This is a genomic window from Kitasatospora sp. NPDC056783 (assembly GCF_042789895.1).
Taxonomy (GTDB): Bacteria; Actinomycetota; Actinomycetes; order Streptomycetales; family Streptomycetaceae; genus Kitasatospora.
This window is the reverse complement of the sequence record NZ_JBHUAF010000220.1, coordinates 1-14,067: the sequence shown is the minus strand read 5'-3', so window position 1 is coordinate 14,067 and position 14,067 is coordinate 1. Positions and strand designations below refer to the sequence as shown.

The following is a 14,067-nucleotide window of genomic DNA, read 5'->3' as shown; positions in this document are numbered from 1 at the left end:
GGCTCCCCGAGGCGAGGAGCCGGACGGCCGACACGACCGGCTCGACCGACGCGACAGGCACGGCCGACACGACAGGCACGGCCGACACCACCGACGCGACAGGCGCCGCGCCCGGTGATCAGGCCCAGCTGGAGTGCAGCGGCTTGCCCTCGGCGTAGCCGGCCGCGCTCTGGACGCCCACGATCGCCTTCTCGTGGAACTCCTCCAGGGTGTTGGCACCCGCGTAGGTGCAGGAGCTGCGCACCCCGGCGATGATCGAGTCGATCAGGTCCTCGACGCCCGGGCGCGCCGGGTCCAGGAACATCCGGGAGTGCGAGATGCCCTCCTCGAACAGCGCCTTGCGGGCCCGGTCGTACGAGGAGTCCTGGGCGGTGCGGTTGCTCACCGCACGGGCCGAGGCCATGCCGAAGCTCTCCTTGTACTGGCGGCCGTCGGCGGCCGTCTGGAGGTCACCCGGGGACTCGTAGGTCCCGGCGAACCAGGAGCCGATCATCACGTTGGAGGCGCCGGCGGCCAGCGCCATGGCGACGTCGCGCGGGTGGCGCACACCGCCGTCGGCCCAGACGTGCTTGCCGAGCCGGCGCGCCTCGGCGGCGCACTCCAGCACGGCGGAGAACTGCGGGCGGCCGACGCCGGTCATCATCCGGGTGGTGCACATGGCGCCCGGTCCGACGCCGACCTTGAGGATGTCGGCGCCCGCCTCGACCAGGTCGCGGACGCCGGCGGCGGAGACCACGTTGCCGGCCACGATCGGGATCTTCGGGTCCAGGCCGCGCACCGCGCGCAGCGCGCTGATCATGGACTCCTGGTGGCCGTGCGCGGTGTCCACCACGAGCACGTCGGCACCGGCCTCGATCAGCGCCCCGGCCTTGCCCGCGACGTCGCCGTTGATGCCGACGGTGGCGGCGACCCGCAGCTTGCCGTCCGCGTCCACGGCCGGGCTGTACAGGGTGGCGCGCAGCGCGCCCTTGCGGGTGAGCAGGCCGACCAGCCGGCCCTCGCCGTCCACCACCGGGGCGAGCTTGAAGTGCGCCTCGGTGAGCTTCTCGAAGGCGGCCCGCGGCTCGATGTCCTCGTTCAGCAGCAGCGGTTCGCGGGACATGATGTCGGCGAGGCTGGTGAAGCGGTCCACGCCCTGGCAGTCGGACTCGGTGACCACGCCGACCGGCTTGCCGTCCTCGACCACCACGAGGGCGCCGTGCGCGCGCTTGGGCAGCAGCGAGATCGCCTCGGCCACGGTGGCGCCCGGGGCGAGGGTGATCGGGGTGTCGAACACCAGGTGGCGCCGCTTGACCCAGGAGACGACCTCGGCGATGACCTCGGTGGGGATGTCCTGCGGGATGGCGACCAGGCCGCCGCGGCGGGCCACGGTCTCGGCCATCCGGCGCCCGGCGATGGCGGTCATGTTGGCCACGACCAGCGGGATGGTGGTGCCGGTGCCGTCCTGCGAGGAGAGGTCGACGCCCTGCCGCGAGCCCACGGCGGAACGGCTGGGGACCATGAAGACGTCGTCGTACGTCAGGTCGTACGAGGGCTTGAGGTCGTTCAGGAAACGCATGAAAGGGCTCTCTGGCTGGGAGGAGGTACACCTCGGGTGCGGTTGCGGCGAGGCCGTGGGAGCGCACTCGGGCGCCCGGCACCCAGCGTTCGATTCTCCGGGAGGGCGGGGGCAAATGCCAGTTCGAAGAGCATTGCCGGAGCTGTCCACAAACCGTGATCAATGCTCCGCGCGTAGACCTGGACGATCCTCCAAAGACCCCCTCCGACGTCGGGTTTTCGCCCCGGTCCGGACCACTCCCGTAGCATTCACGCGGTAACGGGCACGGCTTCACGCGGTAACGGGCGTGGCGGACGGGAAAGCGACAGCAAGCGTGGGCATCGGGCAGACGGACATCCAGCACGGCCAGGACGAGGGCACCGAGGAGGACATCGACTACGGTCCCGGCCTCGACCCCGGGCGGCTGCGGCTCTGCCTGGAGGTACTCGCCGAACTGGACGAGCTGCACGTGGACCACCCGGACGCGATCACCGTCCGCAAGGCCGTCGGCGGCATATTCCGGACCCTCAAGCAGCGCCGCCGCCAGGAGACCCGGGCCCGCAAGACGGCCAACGACCGCGAGGTCACCGCCCGCACCGCCACCGGCGCACCCACCCGGATCGACGACGAGACGGCCGGCGCCTTCGGCCTGACCACCGTCACCACCACCGAGATCGCCGGCATCCTGGAGCGCCCCCGCTCCTGCTACACCTGCAAGCAGCGGTACGTCGAGGTCGACGCGTTCTACCACAACCTCTGCCAGAACTGCGCCGTCAAGAACCGCACCCGCCGGGACGCCCGCGCCGACCTCACCGGCAAGCGCGCGCTGCTCACCGGCGGCCGGGCCAAGATCGGGATGTACATCGCGCTGATGCTGCTGCGCGACGGCGCCCACACCACCATCACCACCCGCTTCCCCAACGACGCGATCCGCCGCTTCACGGCGATGCCGGACAGCGCCGAGTGGATCCACCGCCTCAAGGTCGTCGGCATCGACCTGCGCGACCCGGCCCAGGTGATGGCGCTGGCCGACGAGGTCGCCGCCGACGGCCCGCTGGACATCCTGATCAACAACGCCGCGCAGACCGTGCGCCGCCCGCCGGAGTCCTACCGCGAGCTCCTCGCCGCCGAGTCCGCGCCGCTGCCGGCCGGCGAGCTGCCGCAGGCCACCACGATCGGCCGCTTCGGCAGCGGCAGCGTCGACCTGCCCGCGCTCCCCCACCAGGCCGGTGGCGACGCGCAGCGGATCGCCGCCGAGGACGTCACCTCGCTCGCCCTGGTCACCGGCTCCGCCACCCCGGCCCGGATCGCGGCCGGCACCGCGATCGACGCCGGCGGCCTGGTGCCCGACCTCGCCGACACCAACAGCTGGGTGCAGACCGTCTCCGAGGTCGGCCCGATGGAGCTGCTGGAGGTCCAGCTCTGCAACTCCACGGCGCCGTTCATCCTGATCAGCCGGCTGCGCCCGGCGATGGCCGCCTCCGCGTCGCGCCGCAAGTACGTCGTCAACGTCTCCGCGATGGAGGGTGTCTTCTCCCGCGGCTACAAGGGCGCCGGCCACCCGCACACCAACATGGCCAAGGCCGCGCTCAACATGCTCACCCGCACCAGCGCGCAGGAGATGTTCGAGGCCGACGGCATCCTGATGACCGCCGTCGACACCGGCTGGATCACCGACGAGCGGCCGCACCCGGACAAGATGCGCCTCGCCGACGAGGGGTTCCACGCCCCGCTCGACCTGGTCGACGGCGCGGCCCGGGTGTACGACCCGATCGTGCGCGGCGAGGCGGGCGAGGACCTGTACGGCTGCTTCCTCAAGGACTACGAGCGCTCCAACTGGTAGACCGTCCGAGGGACGGCGAGTCGTTCCCGGCTGAAGGAGATGGCGAGTTGACCCCAGCACCCGACCCGAAACCCGACCCGAAACCCGGCACGGCACTCGGTACGGCACCCAGCGCGGCACCCAGCGCGGCACTCGGTGCGGCACTCGGTGGGACACCGACCGCACCGCTGCTCGGCGCGGGGGTCATCGTGCCCACCGGGGACGGCCGGGTGCTGGTCGGCCGCCGCATCACGGCCGGCGAGCCGCCCACCTGGAGCCTGCCCGGCGGCAAGGTCGACCTCGGCGAGTCCTTCGAGCGGACGGCCGCCCGCGAACTCGCCGAGGAGACCGGGATCGTGCTGCCCGCCGAGCGGATGCGGGTGCTCGCCGTCCACCTCGACCACGAGCTCGGCCGGCCCCGGCTGACCGCCGCCGTGCTGGCGCCGCCGAGCCTGGCCGAGGCGGTGGTCACCGAGCCGCACGCCTGCGCCGGCTGGGAGCGCTTCCCGGTGGACGCGCTGCCGGAGCCGATGTTCTACCCGTCCGCGCTGGTGCTCGGCAGCTGGCTGCCGGGGCTGGACGTGGCGCGGGCGCACGGGACGCACGGCTACCCCGTCGCCCGCTGAGAGCGGACGACGGGGCGGAGGGCAGGACAGAGCAGGGCGGGGACAGCGCGGAGGACAGGGCGCACGACGGGGCGGGCGACCGGATCAGGCCGCTCAGCCGTTGCGCGCCCCCTCCGGCCCGGTGATCCGCCGCAGCAGCGGCAGCGTCGAGGCGATGATCCCGAGCGAGGCGGCCAGCCCGAAGCCGACCAGCCCGTAGTACGTCAGGTCCGGCGAGGCCAGGTCGTAGCCCAGCTGCGCCTTGAGGAACATCGCCGCCGCGGCGAAGCCCGTCCCGATCGCGAGCGCCGACACCACCAGCAGCGGCAGCGCGCTCTCCAGTGCGACCACTCGCTGGAGCAGCCGCAGCGGCGCCCCGGTCAGCCGCAGCATCGCGAACGGCCGCCGGCGGTCGGAGAGCCCGGCCACCACGCTCACCGCGAGGCTGCACCCGGCGATCGGCAGGGTGGTCAGCAGCACGATGTCCGCCAGCTGACGCCAGCCCTGGAGCTTCTTCTGCGCGGCGGTGGACCAGTCCTCGGCCAACCGCGCCTCGTAGTGCGGGAACTCCTTCGTGAACAGGGTCCGCAACTGCTCCTTGGCCGTCGTGGAGCCGTCGGTGGTCGCGTAGATCATCCGTACCGGCAGCCCGGCCACCTCCGCCGCGGACACCGGCGCGGCCGGCCACTCCTGGTCGGAGGCGTCCACCAGTGAGAGCAGCTGGATCGGGTCGACCACGGCGACCTCCGCGCCCGCGGCGCAGTGGCCGATCACCGGGGTCCGGGCGAGTTCCGCGCAGCTCACCAACGCGGGCACCAGCCCGGGCTTGCCGAGCTCCGACGTGCCGATCCGGGCCGGGTTGTCGTGCACCAGGGCGATCCCCCGGAACCCTGGGACGGCCCGGGCCCGCGCCAGCACGCCGTCGGGCACCGACGGCAGCACCTCCTCGTGCGGCCGGCTTCCGAAGGAGGTGTCCACGACCGCCTTGCGCACCTCGGGGGCACCGTTCAGCATGCCCCTGTTCTCGTTGATGGCGCCCATGATGGCCAAGGTCCCGGTGGTCACGAACAGCGCCAGCACCAGGCCCGTGACCGAGCGGAAGCCCGTCCTCGGGTCGTCCGCCAGGCGGCGCATCGCGATCAGCGAGGCCGGCCGGCTGGTCCGCCGGGCCACCGCCCGGGCGCTCGCCATGGTGAGCCACGGACCGCCGGCCACCAGGCCGAGCATCACCAGGACGAAGCCGGTCAGGTACACCAGGGCCTGCGCGTCGACGGACCCCGGGCGCCGGCCGATGACGTAGCCGAGTTCGGCGAGCCCGGCCACCAGGGGCGCCAGCCGCCAGGCGCTCGGTGGCTTCGGGGTGACCCGACGGGCGACCCCGAGCGGCGAGACGGTGACCCTGCGCAGCGCGAACCGGGCGGCGAGGGCGGCCGCCACCGGCACGCCCAGCACCACCCCGGCCACCTGCGGCAGGTGCAGGCCCAGGTCGGCGGCGAAGAAGCGGTCGCCGGTGAACGGCACTTCGGCCACGACCGGCTTCAGCGCGGTGTACAGGCCGAAGCCGACGGCCGTGCCGGCCACCGCGGCCAGGGTGGACTCCACCGCCGAGATCACCGACACCTGGCCGGGCGTCGCGCCCACCAGGCGCATCGCGGCGTAGCGCTGCTCCCGGGTGGCGGCGGACAAGCGGGTCGCGGTGCCGATGAAGACCAGTACCGGGAAGATCAGCGCGGCGGCCACCACGGTGAGCACCAGCACCATCCGGTCCCCGTGCACGCCCACGCCGTAGCAGTCCTGGTCGCACGTCCCGGGCAGCGCGGTGGCGAGGCCGGTGACCTCGACGGCCCTCGGCAGTGCCCTGACCTCGTCCGTGGTGCGGCCGACGACCACCGCCAGGGTGTCCGGGGAGGGCAGCCCGGCGTCGGCGAGGGTGCCGACGTACCGTCCGGGGAAGCGGTCGCCGAGTTCGGCGGCTGGGACCTCGCCCAGCAGCTTCGCGAGCGCGGGCGAGGCGTAGTACTCACCGGGCGCGGGCAGCCGGCTCAGTCCGGGCGGCAGCGGGGAGGTGGGCCCGGTGGGGGCGAGGTCGGCCCGGAAGACGGTCTTCCCCCGGTAGTAGTCCATCCGGGCGCCCCACCAGAGCGGGTCGACCGGGGCCGTCGCGGTCGCGCCCCGGGCACCGGTGTTCATCCAGAGCTGCCGCTCGTTGGCCCGGTCCAGGGCGTTCAGGGTGGCGAAGGTGGACAGCAGCAGCCCGACGCCGACCGCGACCGCCGCCGCGATCATCAACAGCCGGGCCACCGCCTCCCGGCCGCCGCTGACGGCCAGCCGGAGCGAGAAGGAGATCACGAGGCCACCGCTCCGGCGGGGAGGGCGCGGGCCCGGCCGTCGCGGACGACCGCCTCGCGGTCCGCGTAGGCGGCGACCCGGGCCTCGTGGGTGACCAGGACGACGGTGGTCCCCTGCTCCTTGGCCGAGGCGACCATCAGCTCCATCACCTGTTCACCGGTCAGCGAGTCCAGCGCGCCGGTCGGCTCGTCGGCGAACAGCACCTTCGGACGGGCCACCAGGCCCCGGGCCAGCGCGACCCGCTGCGCCTGACCGCCCGACAGCTCGCCGGAGCGGCGCTTCTCCAGGCCGTCCAGGCCGAGCCGGGCGAACCACGGCCGGGCCTCGGCCAGCGCGGCGGCGCGGCGCACACCGTTCAGCAGCAGCGGCAGGGCGATGTTCTCCTCGGCCGTCAGTTCCGGCACCAGCTGGCCGAACTGGAAGACGAAGCCGAACCGGTCCCGGCGCAGGGCGCTGCGCCGGGCCTCCGGCAGGGTGTCCAGGCGCCGCCCCTCGAACAGCACCTCCCCGGCGTCGGGCACCAGGATGCCGGCCAGGCAGTGCAGTAACGTCGACTTGCCCGAGCCGCTGGGGCCCATGACGGCGAGCACCTCGCCGGCCTGGACGGACAGGCTCGCCCCGCGCAGGGCCGGGGTCTCGCCGAAGGCGAGGGCGACGTCGCGGGCCTCGATGATCGCGGTCACGCGTTCACCTCCGCGGCGAGCGCGTCCAGCCGGGCGGCGGTCAGGTCGATCCAGCGCAGGTCGGCCTCCAGGTGGAACAGGCCGTGGTCGGCGAGCAGGCCGTCCACCAGGGCGCCGGTGCGGCGCAGTGCGGTGAGTTCGCGCATCCGGCGCAGGTGGGCCGCGCGCTGGGTGTCCAGGTACTGCTCGGCGTCGCGGCCCAGCATCAGGGCCAGCACCACCTTGGTGAACAGCACGGACTGGAGGTTGGGTTCGGGCGCGACCGGCTCCTGGAGCCAGGTCTCGAACTCGGTCGCCCCGGTCTCGGTGATGACGTAGCGCTTGCGCTCGGGCCCGTCACCGGGCTCCGCCTCGCCGGCCACCACCTTGCCGTCGCGGGCCAGCCGGCCGAGGGTCGCGTAGACCTGGCCGTACGGGAGGGGTTTGCCGCGGCCGAAGAGGGCGTCGTAGTCGCGCTTGAGGTCGTAGCCGTGGCTCGGCTCCCGCTCCAGCAGCCCCAGGATGGTCAGAGGAACACTCATGGGGGAAACATACACCCGACGTATACTCCGAGTGTATATCTGGGAAGAATACGGCCCCGGACCGAGAGGTCGTCAGTTTCCGGCGCTGTCACGGAAAGAGCGGGACCGGGAGGGCGGGATCGGGAGAGGCCGATCGCGAGGGCGGGAGCGGGAGAACCGGTGCGGGGCAGGCAGGGGGTGGCCCCCACGACCACCCCCTGCCCCGCACCTCGGCCCGGCACCCCCACGGTCCGGACCACGGCCGCGCCCAGGCACGGGGGCGCCGCCGGTCCCCAGCCTGCCGCAGCGGAGCACGGCTGCCGAGGGCCGAACGTCCCGGCTCCGGGTACGAGCGGCCCTGGCGGTACTACGACCGCGCACGACTCTTGTGCGCGGGGGGCCGCCGGGTGGACATTGGGGGCGGAACCGCAGTGCGTCCCCCCGCCCCTGAGGAGCCCTCACCGTGTCCAGCACCCCCCGTCCGGCCAGGCCCGCGTCGCTCCCGCGCCGCGCCGGCCGTCAGCTGCGGCGGACCTTCGGCGCCCGGCACGAACCGCTCGCCCGCCCCGTCGACCGCTCCCGGGCCCGGGCCTGGCTGTCCGCCGTGCTCGGCGCGATGCTCGCCGTCGCGCTGTCCGCGGGCGGCGCCCTGCTGCTCCACCGCTCCACCGCGCCCCGGGCCGACGCCGACCGCGGCCGGCTGACCCGGGTCGACGCCGTGGTCCGCGACACCCCGGAGCACCTGGCCGTCACCGGCAGCCGCTTCTCCGGCGGCTACAGCAGCCGGATCGACGTCGACGCCGCCTGGACCACCCCCGACGGCACCGAGCACCTCGGCACCGTCCAGGCCCCCCGGTCCGCCGTCACCGGCAGCCACATCCCGCTCTGGATCGACGGGGCCGGCGAGGTCTCCGCTCCCCCGGCCGACCCGACGGCCCTCGCCGTCTCCGCCGCCTGCACCGGCGCCGGCGCCCTCCTCACCCTGCTGGCCCTCCTCGCCCTCGGCGTCCGGCTGCGCCTCCACACCCTCGACCGCCGGGCCGAGACCGCCTGGACCGAGGACTGGGCCCGCCTCGAACCCCTCTGGAGCGGGCGCGCCGGTCACCGTCAGGAGGACTGACCCCGGGCCGGCACCCGGTCAGAGCGGCCGGGTCCAGGCCGGGGCCGGGGTGGGCCTGCCCGCGCGGTGGATGAGGGCGGCGACGGCGACGAGCAGGACGAGGGCCGACGCGAGGGCCACCGGGACGCTCACGTGGAGGACCAGGAGGGCCCCGACGAGCGCGCCGGCGAACATCCAGACGGCGGAGGCCAGGCGGCGGGAGCCGGTGCGGTCGGCGGCGAGGGCGGTGATCGTCATGGTGAGCACGGTGGTGGTGAGGTCGGGGACCTTCAGCGCGCGGACCACCGCGTTCTGGCCGCCCATGGCGAAGCCGAGCAGCCCGATCAGGGTGTAGCGGGCCGGGTCCGAGGTGTGGCCGGCCACCGCCGCCAGGGCGGTGGCGGCGGCGACCAGCGCCGCCTGGACGGCGACGGCGGCGGCCAGCAGGCGCCCGCGGTGGCCCGGCAGCCGGCGGGCGAGGTGGCCGCCGACCAGGGCGCCGAGCAGGAAGGCGGCGAGGGCGGCCAGCGAGGCGGTGGCGGAGAGGTTGGCCGCGCCGGCCAGCGCGAAGCCGAGGAACACCACGTTGCCGGTCATGTTGGCGACGAAGACGTGGCCGAGTTCGAGGTAGCTGACCGCGTCCACCACTCCGGTGACCACGGTCAGCACCAGCAGCATCGGCACCAGCGGCCCGTGCTTCGGATCGGGGGTCGGCATCGCTCCTCCAGACGGTTCGGGTGACGGTCCTTCCGTTCTACTCCCTCAGGCCCTGTCCGGGCGCGGGCCCGGCAGGATCGCCCGGACACGGCCTAAGCGAGCGCCGGATTGCCCGGGTCCTCCGCTTCGTCCTCCAGGTGCCAGTGCAGGTCCCGCACGCCGGGCTCCAGCGACAGCCGGGTGACGACCTGTTCGAGCGCGGGGGCGACCTGTCCGGTGATCGCGACGGTGGCCCGCAGGCTGGTCGCCTCGCCGTCCTCGGTGCGGCGGGCGCGCAGGCCGGTCGGGGCGAGCCCGGAGGCGGTGAGCGCCTGGAGCAGCAGGGCCCGGATGTGGGTCTCGGCCTTGCGCTCGCACACCAGGTGGACGGTGGCGCGGCTGGTGGAGTCCGGGTCGCTGCCGGACTGCGGGGCCCGGTCGAGCAGCCGCCCGGCCGGGCGCAGCACCAGGTGGACGACGAGCACGGCGATCGTGCCGAGGACGGCGAACTCCAGCTTGCCGGAGGCGGCCAGCACCCCGACGGCGGCCGAACACCACAGCGTGGCCGCGGTGTTGAGGCCGCGGACGCCGGCGCCGTCGCGCAGGATGACGCCACCGCCGAGGAAGCCGATGCCGGAGACGACGTAGGAGGCGACCCGGGTGGGGCTGCCGGTGTCGACGACGGCCTCGCTGTACAGGACGAACAGGGTGGCGCCGGCGGCAACCAGGGCGTTGGTGCGCAGGCCGGCCATCCGGGCCCGCCACTGGCGTTCGATGCCGATCAGCGCGCCGCAGGCGACGCCGGTGGCGAGTCGGACCAGGAAGTCGACGGTGCTCAGGGTGTGCACGACGGCACCTCCTTCACGGGAGGAGGGGGACGGGGCGGTGGCACGCGGCCGACGGTCCGGACGAGCTCGATGATGACCAGCGCCGTCGCGGCCACCGGGTAGGCGCGCAGGACGGTTCCCGGTTCGCGTACCGCGCCGGGCTCCGGCCGGATCCTAGCCACCGTTTGTGAACCGCCGCGGTCGGGAGCGAACCGAGGTGGCCGATAGCGCGTCTTCCGGTATATACAGTTCACCGACATATGTAGTCGAGAAGCTCACGAGGGGGAAGTGTGTCCCACACCGATCCGGCCCGGCCCGCGCCCGTCCTGCGGCTGGCCGCCGTCACCCGGGTGCACGGACGGGGCGCCGCCGAGGTGCACGCCCTGCGCGGCATCGACCTGGCCGTCCACCCGGGCGAGTTCGTCGCCGTCATGGGCCCGTCCGGCTCCGGGAAGTCCACCCTGCTGACCCTGGCCGGCGGGCTGGACCAGCCCAGCGACGGCGAGGTCCTGGTGGAGGGGGTCGCGCTCGGCGGCCTCGGCCGAGGCAAGCTCGCCGACCTGCGGCGGCGCTCGATCGGGTACGTCTTCCAGGACTACAACCTGATCCCGGCGCTCACCGCCGCCGAGAACATCGCCCTGCCGCGCGAACTCGACGGCGTCCCTGGCCGCCGGGCCCGCCGGGAGGCGCTGGCCGCGCTGGAGGAACTGGGCATCGGCGAACTCGCCGACCGCTTCCCCGACGACATGTCCGGCGGTCAGCAGCAGCGCGTGGCGATCGCCCGCGCCCTGATCGGCGAGCGCCGGCTGGTGCTCGCGGACGAGCCGACCGGCGCCCTCGACTCGGCCACCGGCGAGGCGGTGCTCGCCGTGCTGCGCGCCCGCTGCGACGCCGGGGCGGCCGCGATGATGGTCACCCATGAGGCGGCGCACGCCAGTTGGGCGGACCGGGTGGTCCACCTGCGGGACGGCGCGGTCTCCTCGGAGACCGCCGGCCGCCGCTCCTCCGCCCACCCCGCCGAGGTGCGCGCGTTCGGCGAGGTGGCGCGTTGAAGATCGGAGCCTGGCGGGTCGCCCTGCGCATCGCCCGCCGTGACGCGCTGCGCGCCAAGGGCCGCAACGCGCTGATCATCGCCATGATCGCGCTGCCCGTGCTCGGCGTCACCGGCGCCGACGTGGTCCACCGCAGCGGGCAGCTGACCCCGGCCGAGCGGGTGGAGCGGGTGGTGGGCGGCGCGGACGCCCTGGTCACCTCGCTCGACCCGGGCCAGCCGGTGGAGCAGGCCCCGATCGCCGAGGACGGCGCCTTCTCGGTCCCTCCCCGCCCGGACCAGCCGCCGGCGGAGGAGCAGGGCAGGGGCGCGAGCACCGACCCGGTCTCCCTGATCGGTTCGCTGCTGCCGCCCGGCAGCGCGCTCACCCCGGCCCGGCCCGGTCCGGAGGCCGGCGCGACCTCGCCCGAGGGCCTGGTCCGCACCCTCACCACCGAGGCCGACCTCGGCGACCCGATCTGGCGCGGCCGGCTGGACCTGGTCGAGGGCCGCGCCCCGAACGCCCCGCACGAAGTGGCCGTCACCCGGGCCTTCCTGGACCGCTCCGGCCTCGGCCTCGGCGCCACCACCACGCTCCAGACGCTGGAACGCACCAGCTACACCATCACCGCCGTGGTGGAGCACCCGAGCGAGCTGGGGCGGGTCGAACTCGTCGCCCGGCCCGGCGAGTTGATCGACCCGCTGAGTGCCGCGCAGGCCGCCGGCGGGCCCACCGCGGAGAAGCCCGCGGTGACCCGCTCCGGCTGGCTGGTCCGGCTGCCGTCCGGGGCCGTCCTCGACTGGGCCGCGGTCCAGCGGTTCAACGCCCACGGCTACACCCTGACCGCGCGCTCGGTGGCCCTCGCCCCGCCGCCGGAGCGGGCCGTCCCCTACTACCGCGACTCGTTCCGCTACAGCGACCCGACGCCCGAGCGGAACACCAGGATCGTCGTCGCCACCGTGAGCGGCCTGGCCCTGCTGGAGGTCGCCCTGCTCGCCGGGCCCGCCTTCGCGGTCGGCGCCAGCCGCTCGCGCCGCCAGCTCGCCCTGCTCGGCGCGGCCGGCGGCAGCCGTGCCCACGTCGGCGCGGTGGTGCTCGGCGGCGGGGCGGTCCTGGGCACCGTCGGCGCCGTCCTCGGTGTGGTGCTCGGCACCGCGGCGGTGACCGTGCTGCGGCCGGTGATCGAACAGGTCGGCGGCGCGCGCTTCGGGCACTTCGCGGTGCGCCCGCCGGACCTGCTCGCGATCGCCGGGATCGGCCTGGTCACGGCGCTGCTCGCGGCCGCGCTGCCCGCGGTGCAGGCCGCCCGGCGCAGCGTCACCGCCGGGCTCACCGGCCGGGACACCGTCCGCGGGCCCAGCCGATGGGTCACCGTCGCCGGTGTGGCGCTGGTCGCCCTCGGCGCCGGGTTCGCGATGTACGGCGCGAGCGCCGTCCCGCGCGACCAGCGGGGCGTGGGCGGCTACGACACCCGGGTGCTGACCGTGCTCGGCGGTTCGGTGACCGCCGAACTCGGCCTGCTGCTGTGCACCCCGATGCTGGTCGCGCTGGTCGGCCGGGCCGCCGGCCGGCTGCCGCTCGGCCCCCGGCTCGCACTGCGCGACTCCGCCCGGCACCGCTCGCGCACCGCCCCGGCGGTCGCCGCCGTGATGGCCGCGGTGGCCGGCGCCGTCGCCATCGGCGTCTACACCACCAGCACCGACGCCGAGAACCGGCGCGACTACGAGCCGGAGGCCCCGTACGGCGCCGTCCAGCTGATCAGCCACCAGGACGGGCCGCGGCTCGCCGAGGAGCGCGCCGAGCTGGAGAGGCAGCTGGCCGGGCTCGGCCCGCGCGGTGACCTCGGCGAGGTGGACTACCGCTTCTGCGACAACTGCTCCAGCACCGTCCAGCTCAAGCGCCCGATGGTGCGGCACGGCCTGATCGCCCCGCCGCACCTGGCCGCCGGTGACGCGAACGTGCTGCACAACCTGTTCGGCGTCCACGACCCGGCCGCCGAGCGGGCGCTGGCCGCCGGCAGGCTGCTGGTCTTCGACCGGAACGCGGTGGGCGCCGACGGCAAGGCCGTGCTGCTGCTGCGCGGCGGCGCCCCGGTGAAGCCGGGCGAGGAGCCCAAGCCCGAGCTGCGGGAAGTCCCGGTCGACGTGGTGCTGGTGGACGACCCGGCCGCCGCCAAGCTGGCCCAGGGCCTGGTGCTGCCCTCCGCGCTGCCCGCGTTCGGGCTCGACCTCACCGCCCGGTCGACCGGATCGGTCTGGCTGCCCGCCACCGCGCCCGACCGCAAGGCGCAGCAGCGCGCCGAGGCCGCCGCCGTCCGGCTGGACCGCTTCGCCACGCTGCGGGTGGAGCGCGGGTACCAGCCGAAGAGCGACGCGCTCACCCTGGCGCTCACCGGCTTCGCCGGGCTGGTCGTGCTCGGTGCGGCCGGGATCGCCACCGGGCTGGCGGCCGCCGACTCCCGGCAGGACCAGGCCACCCTGGCCGCGGTCGGCGCTCCGCCGCGGATCCGGCGGACCATGGCGGGCCTCCAGTGCGCGCTGATCGCGCTGCTGGGCGCGCTGCTCGGGGCGGTCAACGGCTTCGTGCCGGCGGTGGGGCTGCTGAAGTCCCGGGGCGGCGGGTTCGGCGCCGGGCCGACGCTGATCACCGCGCCCTGGGTCGAGCTGCTGCTGATCGTGCTGGTGCTGCCGGTGGCCGCGGGGCTGATCGCGGCGGCGTTCACCCGCTCCCGCGTCCCGCTCGGGAGGCGGCTGTCCTGAGCCGGGGCCGTCGGACCTGATCCGCCGGGCCTGACCCCTTGGGCCTGATCCATCGGGCCTGACCCCTCGGACCATCGGCGTCGGACACGGCTTCGACACGGACTGGGCACACCACCCGGCCACCCCCGGGAACCCGCCGGGCGCCCGTCCCCTTCACCC

The 14,067-nt window shown here is 75.0% G+C and carries 11 protein-coding genes; 5 read left to right on the top strand and 6 right to left on the bottom strand.

The genetic code is table 11. The annotated features are described in order from the left end of the window. Nucleotides 1-118: 118 nt before the first annotated feature. Entirely contained in the window at nt 119-1,558 is a 1,440-nt protein-coding gene (locus ACFRMQ_RS26495; RefSeq protein ID WP_380733146.1) for a GuaB1 family IMP dehydrogenase-related protein, read from the bottom strand. Nucleotides 1,559-1,877: 319 nt separating this feature from the next. Here ACFRMQ_RS26495 and ACFRMQ_RS26490 point away from each other — a divergent pair, with 319 nt between their 5' ends. Both ACFRMQ_RS26490 and ACFRMQ_RS26485 read left to right on the top strand, forming a co-directional pair. After that, on the top strand, nt 1,878-3,380 hold the full coding sequence (locus ACFRMQ_RS26490) for an SDR family NAD(P)-dependent oxidoreductase (protein ID WP_380733147.1): 1,503 nt from the start codon (nt 1,878-1,880) through the stop codon (nt 3,378-3,380). Nucleotides 3,381-3,427: 47 nt separating this feature from the next. Next, nucleotides 3,428-3,985 carry an NUDIX hydrolase gene (locus ACFRMQ_RS26485; RefSeq protein WP_380733145.1) on the top strand — a complete coding sequence of 186 codons (558 nt, stop codon included), beginning with the start codon at nt 3,428-3,430 and terminating at the stop codon, nt 3,983-3,985. 93 nt (nt 3,986-4,078) lie between these two features. Here ACFRMQ_RS26485 and ACFRMQ_RS26480 read toward each other — a convergent pair whose 3' ends face one another. The 3 genes from ACFRMQ_RS26480 to ACFRMQ_RS26470 are packed head-to-tail and all read right to left on the bottom strand — an operon-like array spanning nt 4,079 to nt 7,517. Next, nucleotides 4,079-6,313, bottom strand: coding sequence for an FtsX-like permease family protein (locus tag ACFRMQ_RS26480; RefSeq protein ID WP_380733144.1), 2,235 nt, complete (start codon nt 6,311-6,313; stop codon nt 4,079-4,081). Next, entirely contained in the window at nt 6,310-6,996 is a 687-nt protein-coding gene (locus ACFRMQ_RS26475; protein WP_380733143.1) for an ABC transporter ATP-binding protein, read from the bottom strand. Before ACFRMQ_RS26475 ends, ACFRMQ_RS26480 begins: the two co-directional genes overlap by 4 nt. Next, nucleotides 6,993-7,517: a PadR family transcriptional regulator gene (locus ACFRMQ_RS26470; RefSeq protein ID WP_380693770.1), complete on the bottom strand. Its 525-nt coding sequence runs from the start codon at nt 7,515-7,517 to the stop codon at nt 6,993-6,995. Before ACFRMQ_RS26470 ends, ACFRMQ_RS26475 begins: the two co-directional genes overlap by 4 nt. A 442-nt stretch (nt 7,518-7,959) precedes the next feature. On the opposite strand from ACFRMQ_RS26470, the gene ACFRMQ_RS26465 reads away from it, so the two are divergent. After that, nucleotides 7,960-8,616, top strand: coding sequence for a hypothetical protein (locus ACFRMQ_RS26465; protein ID WP_380733142.1), 657 nt, complete (start codon nt 7,960-7,962; stop codon nt 8,614-8,616). Between the two features lie 18 nt (nt 8,617-8,634). On the opposite strand, the gene ACFRMQ_RS26460 is transcribed toward ACFRMQ_RS26465, so the two are convergent. Both ACFRMQ_RS26460 and ACFRMQ_RS26455 read right to left on the bottom strand, forming a co-directional pair. After that, a complete protein-coding gene (locus ACFRMQ_RS26460) occupies nt 8,635-9,312 on the bottom strand; it encodes a YoaK family protein (protein WP_380733141.1) in 678 nt (225 codons plus the stop codon). A gap of 92 nt (nt 9,313-9,404) precedes the next feature. Next, on the bottom strand, nt 9,405-10,139 hold the full coding sequence (locus tag ACFRMQ_RS26455; protein WP_380733140.1) for an MgtC/SapB family protein: 735 nt from the start codon (nt 10,137-10,139) through the stop codon (nt 9,405-9,407). A 269-nt stretch (nt 10,140-10,408) separates the two neighbouring features. Here ACFRMQ_RS26455 and ACFRMQ_RS26450 point away from each other — a divergent pair, with 269 nt between their 5' ends. Further along, a complete protein-coding gene (locus tag ACFRMQ_RS26450) occupies nt 10,409-11,170 on the top strand; it encodes an ABC transporter ATP-binding protein (protein ID WP_380733139.1) in 762 nt (253 codons plus the stop codon). Further along, nucleotides 11,167-13,908, top strand: coding sequence for an FtsX-like permease family protein (locus ACFRMQ_RS26445; RefSeq protein WP_380733138.1), 2,742 nt, complete (start codon nt 11,167-11,169; stop codon nt 13,906-13,908). Before ACFRMQ_RS26450 ends, ACFRMQ_RS26445 begins: the two co-directional genes overlap by 4 nt. The last annotated feature ends 159 nt before the right edge of the window (nt 13,909-14,067 follow it).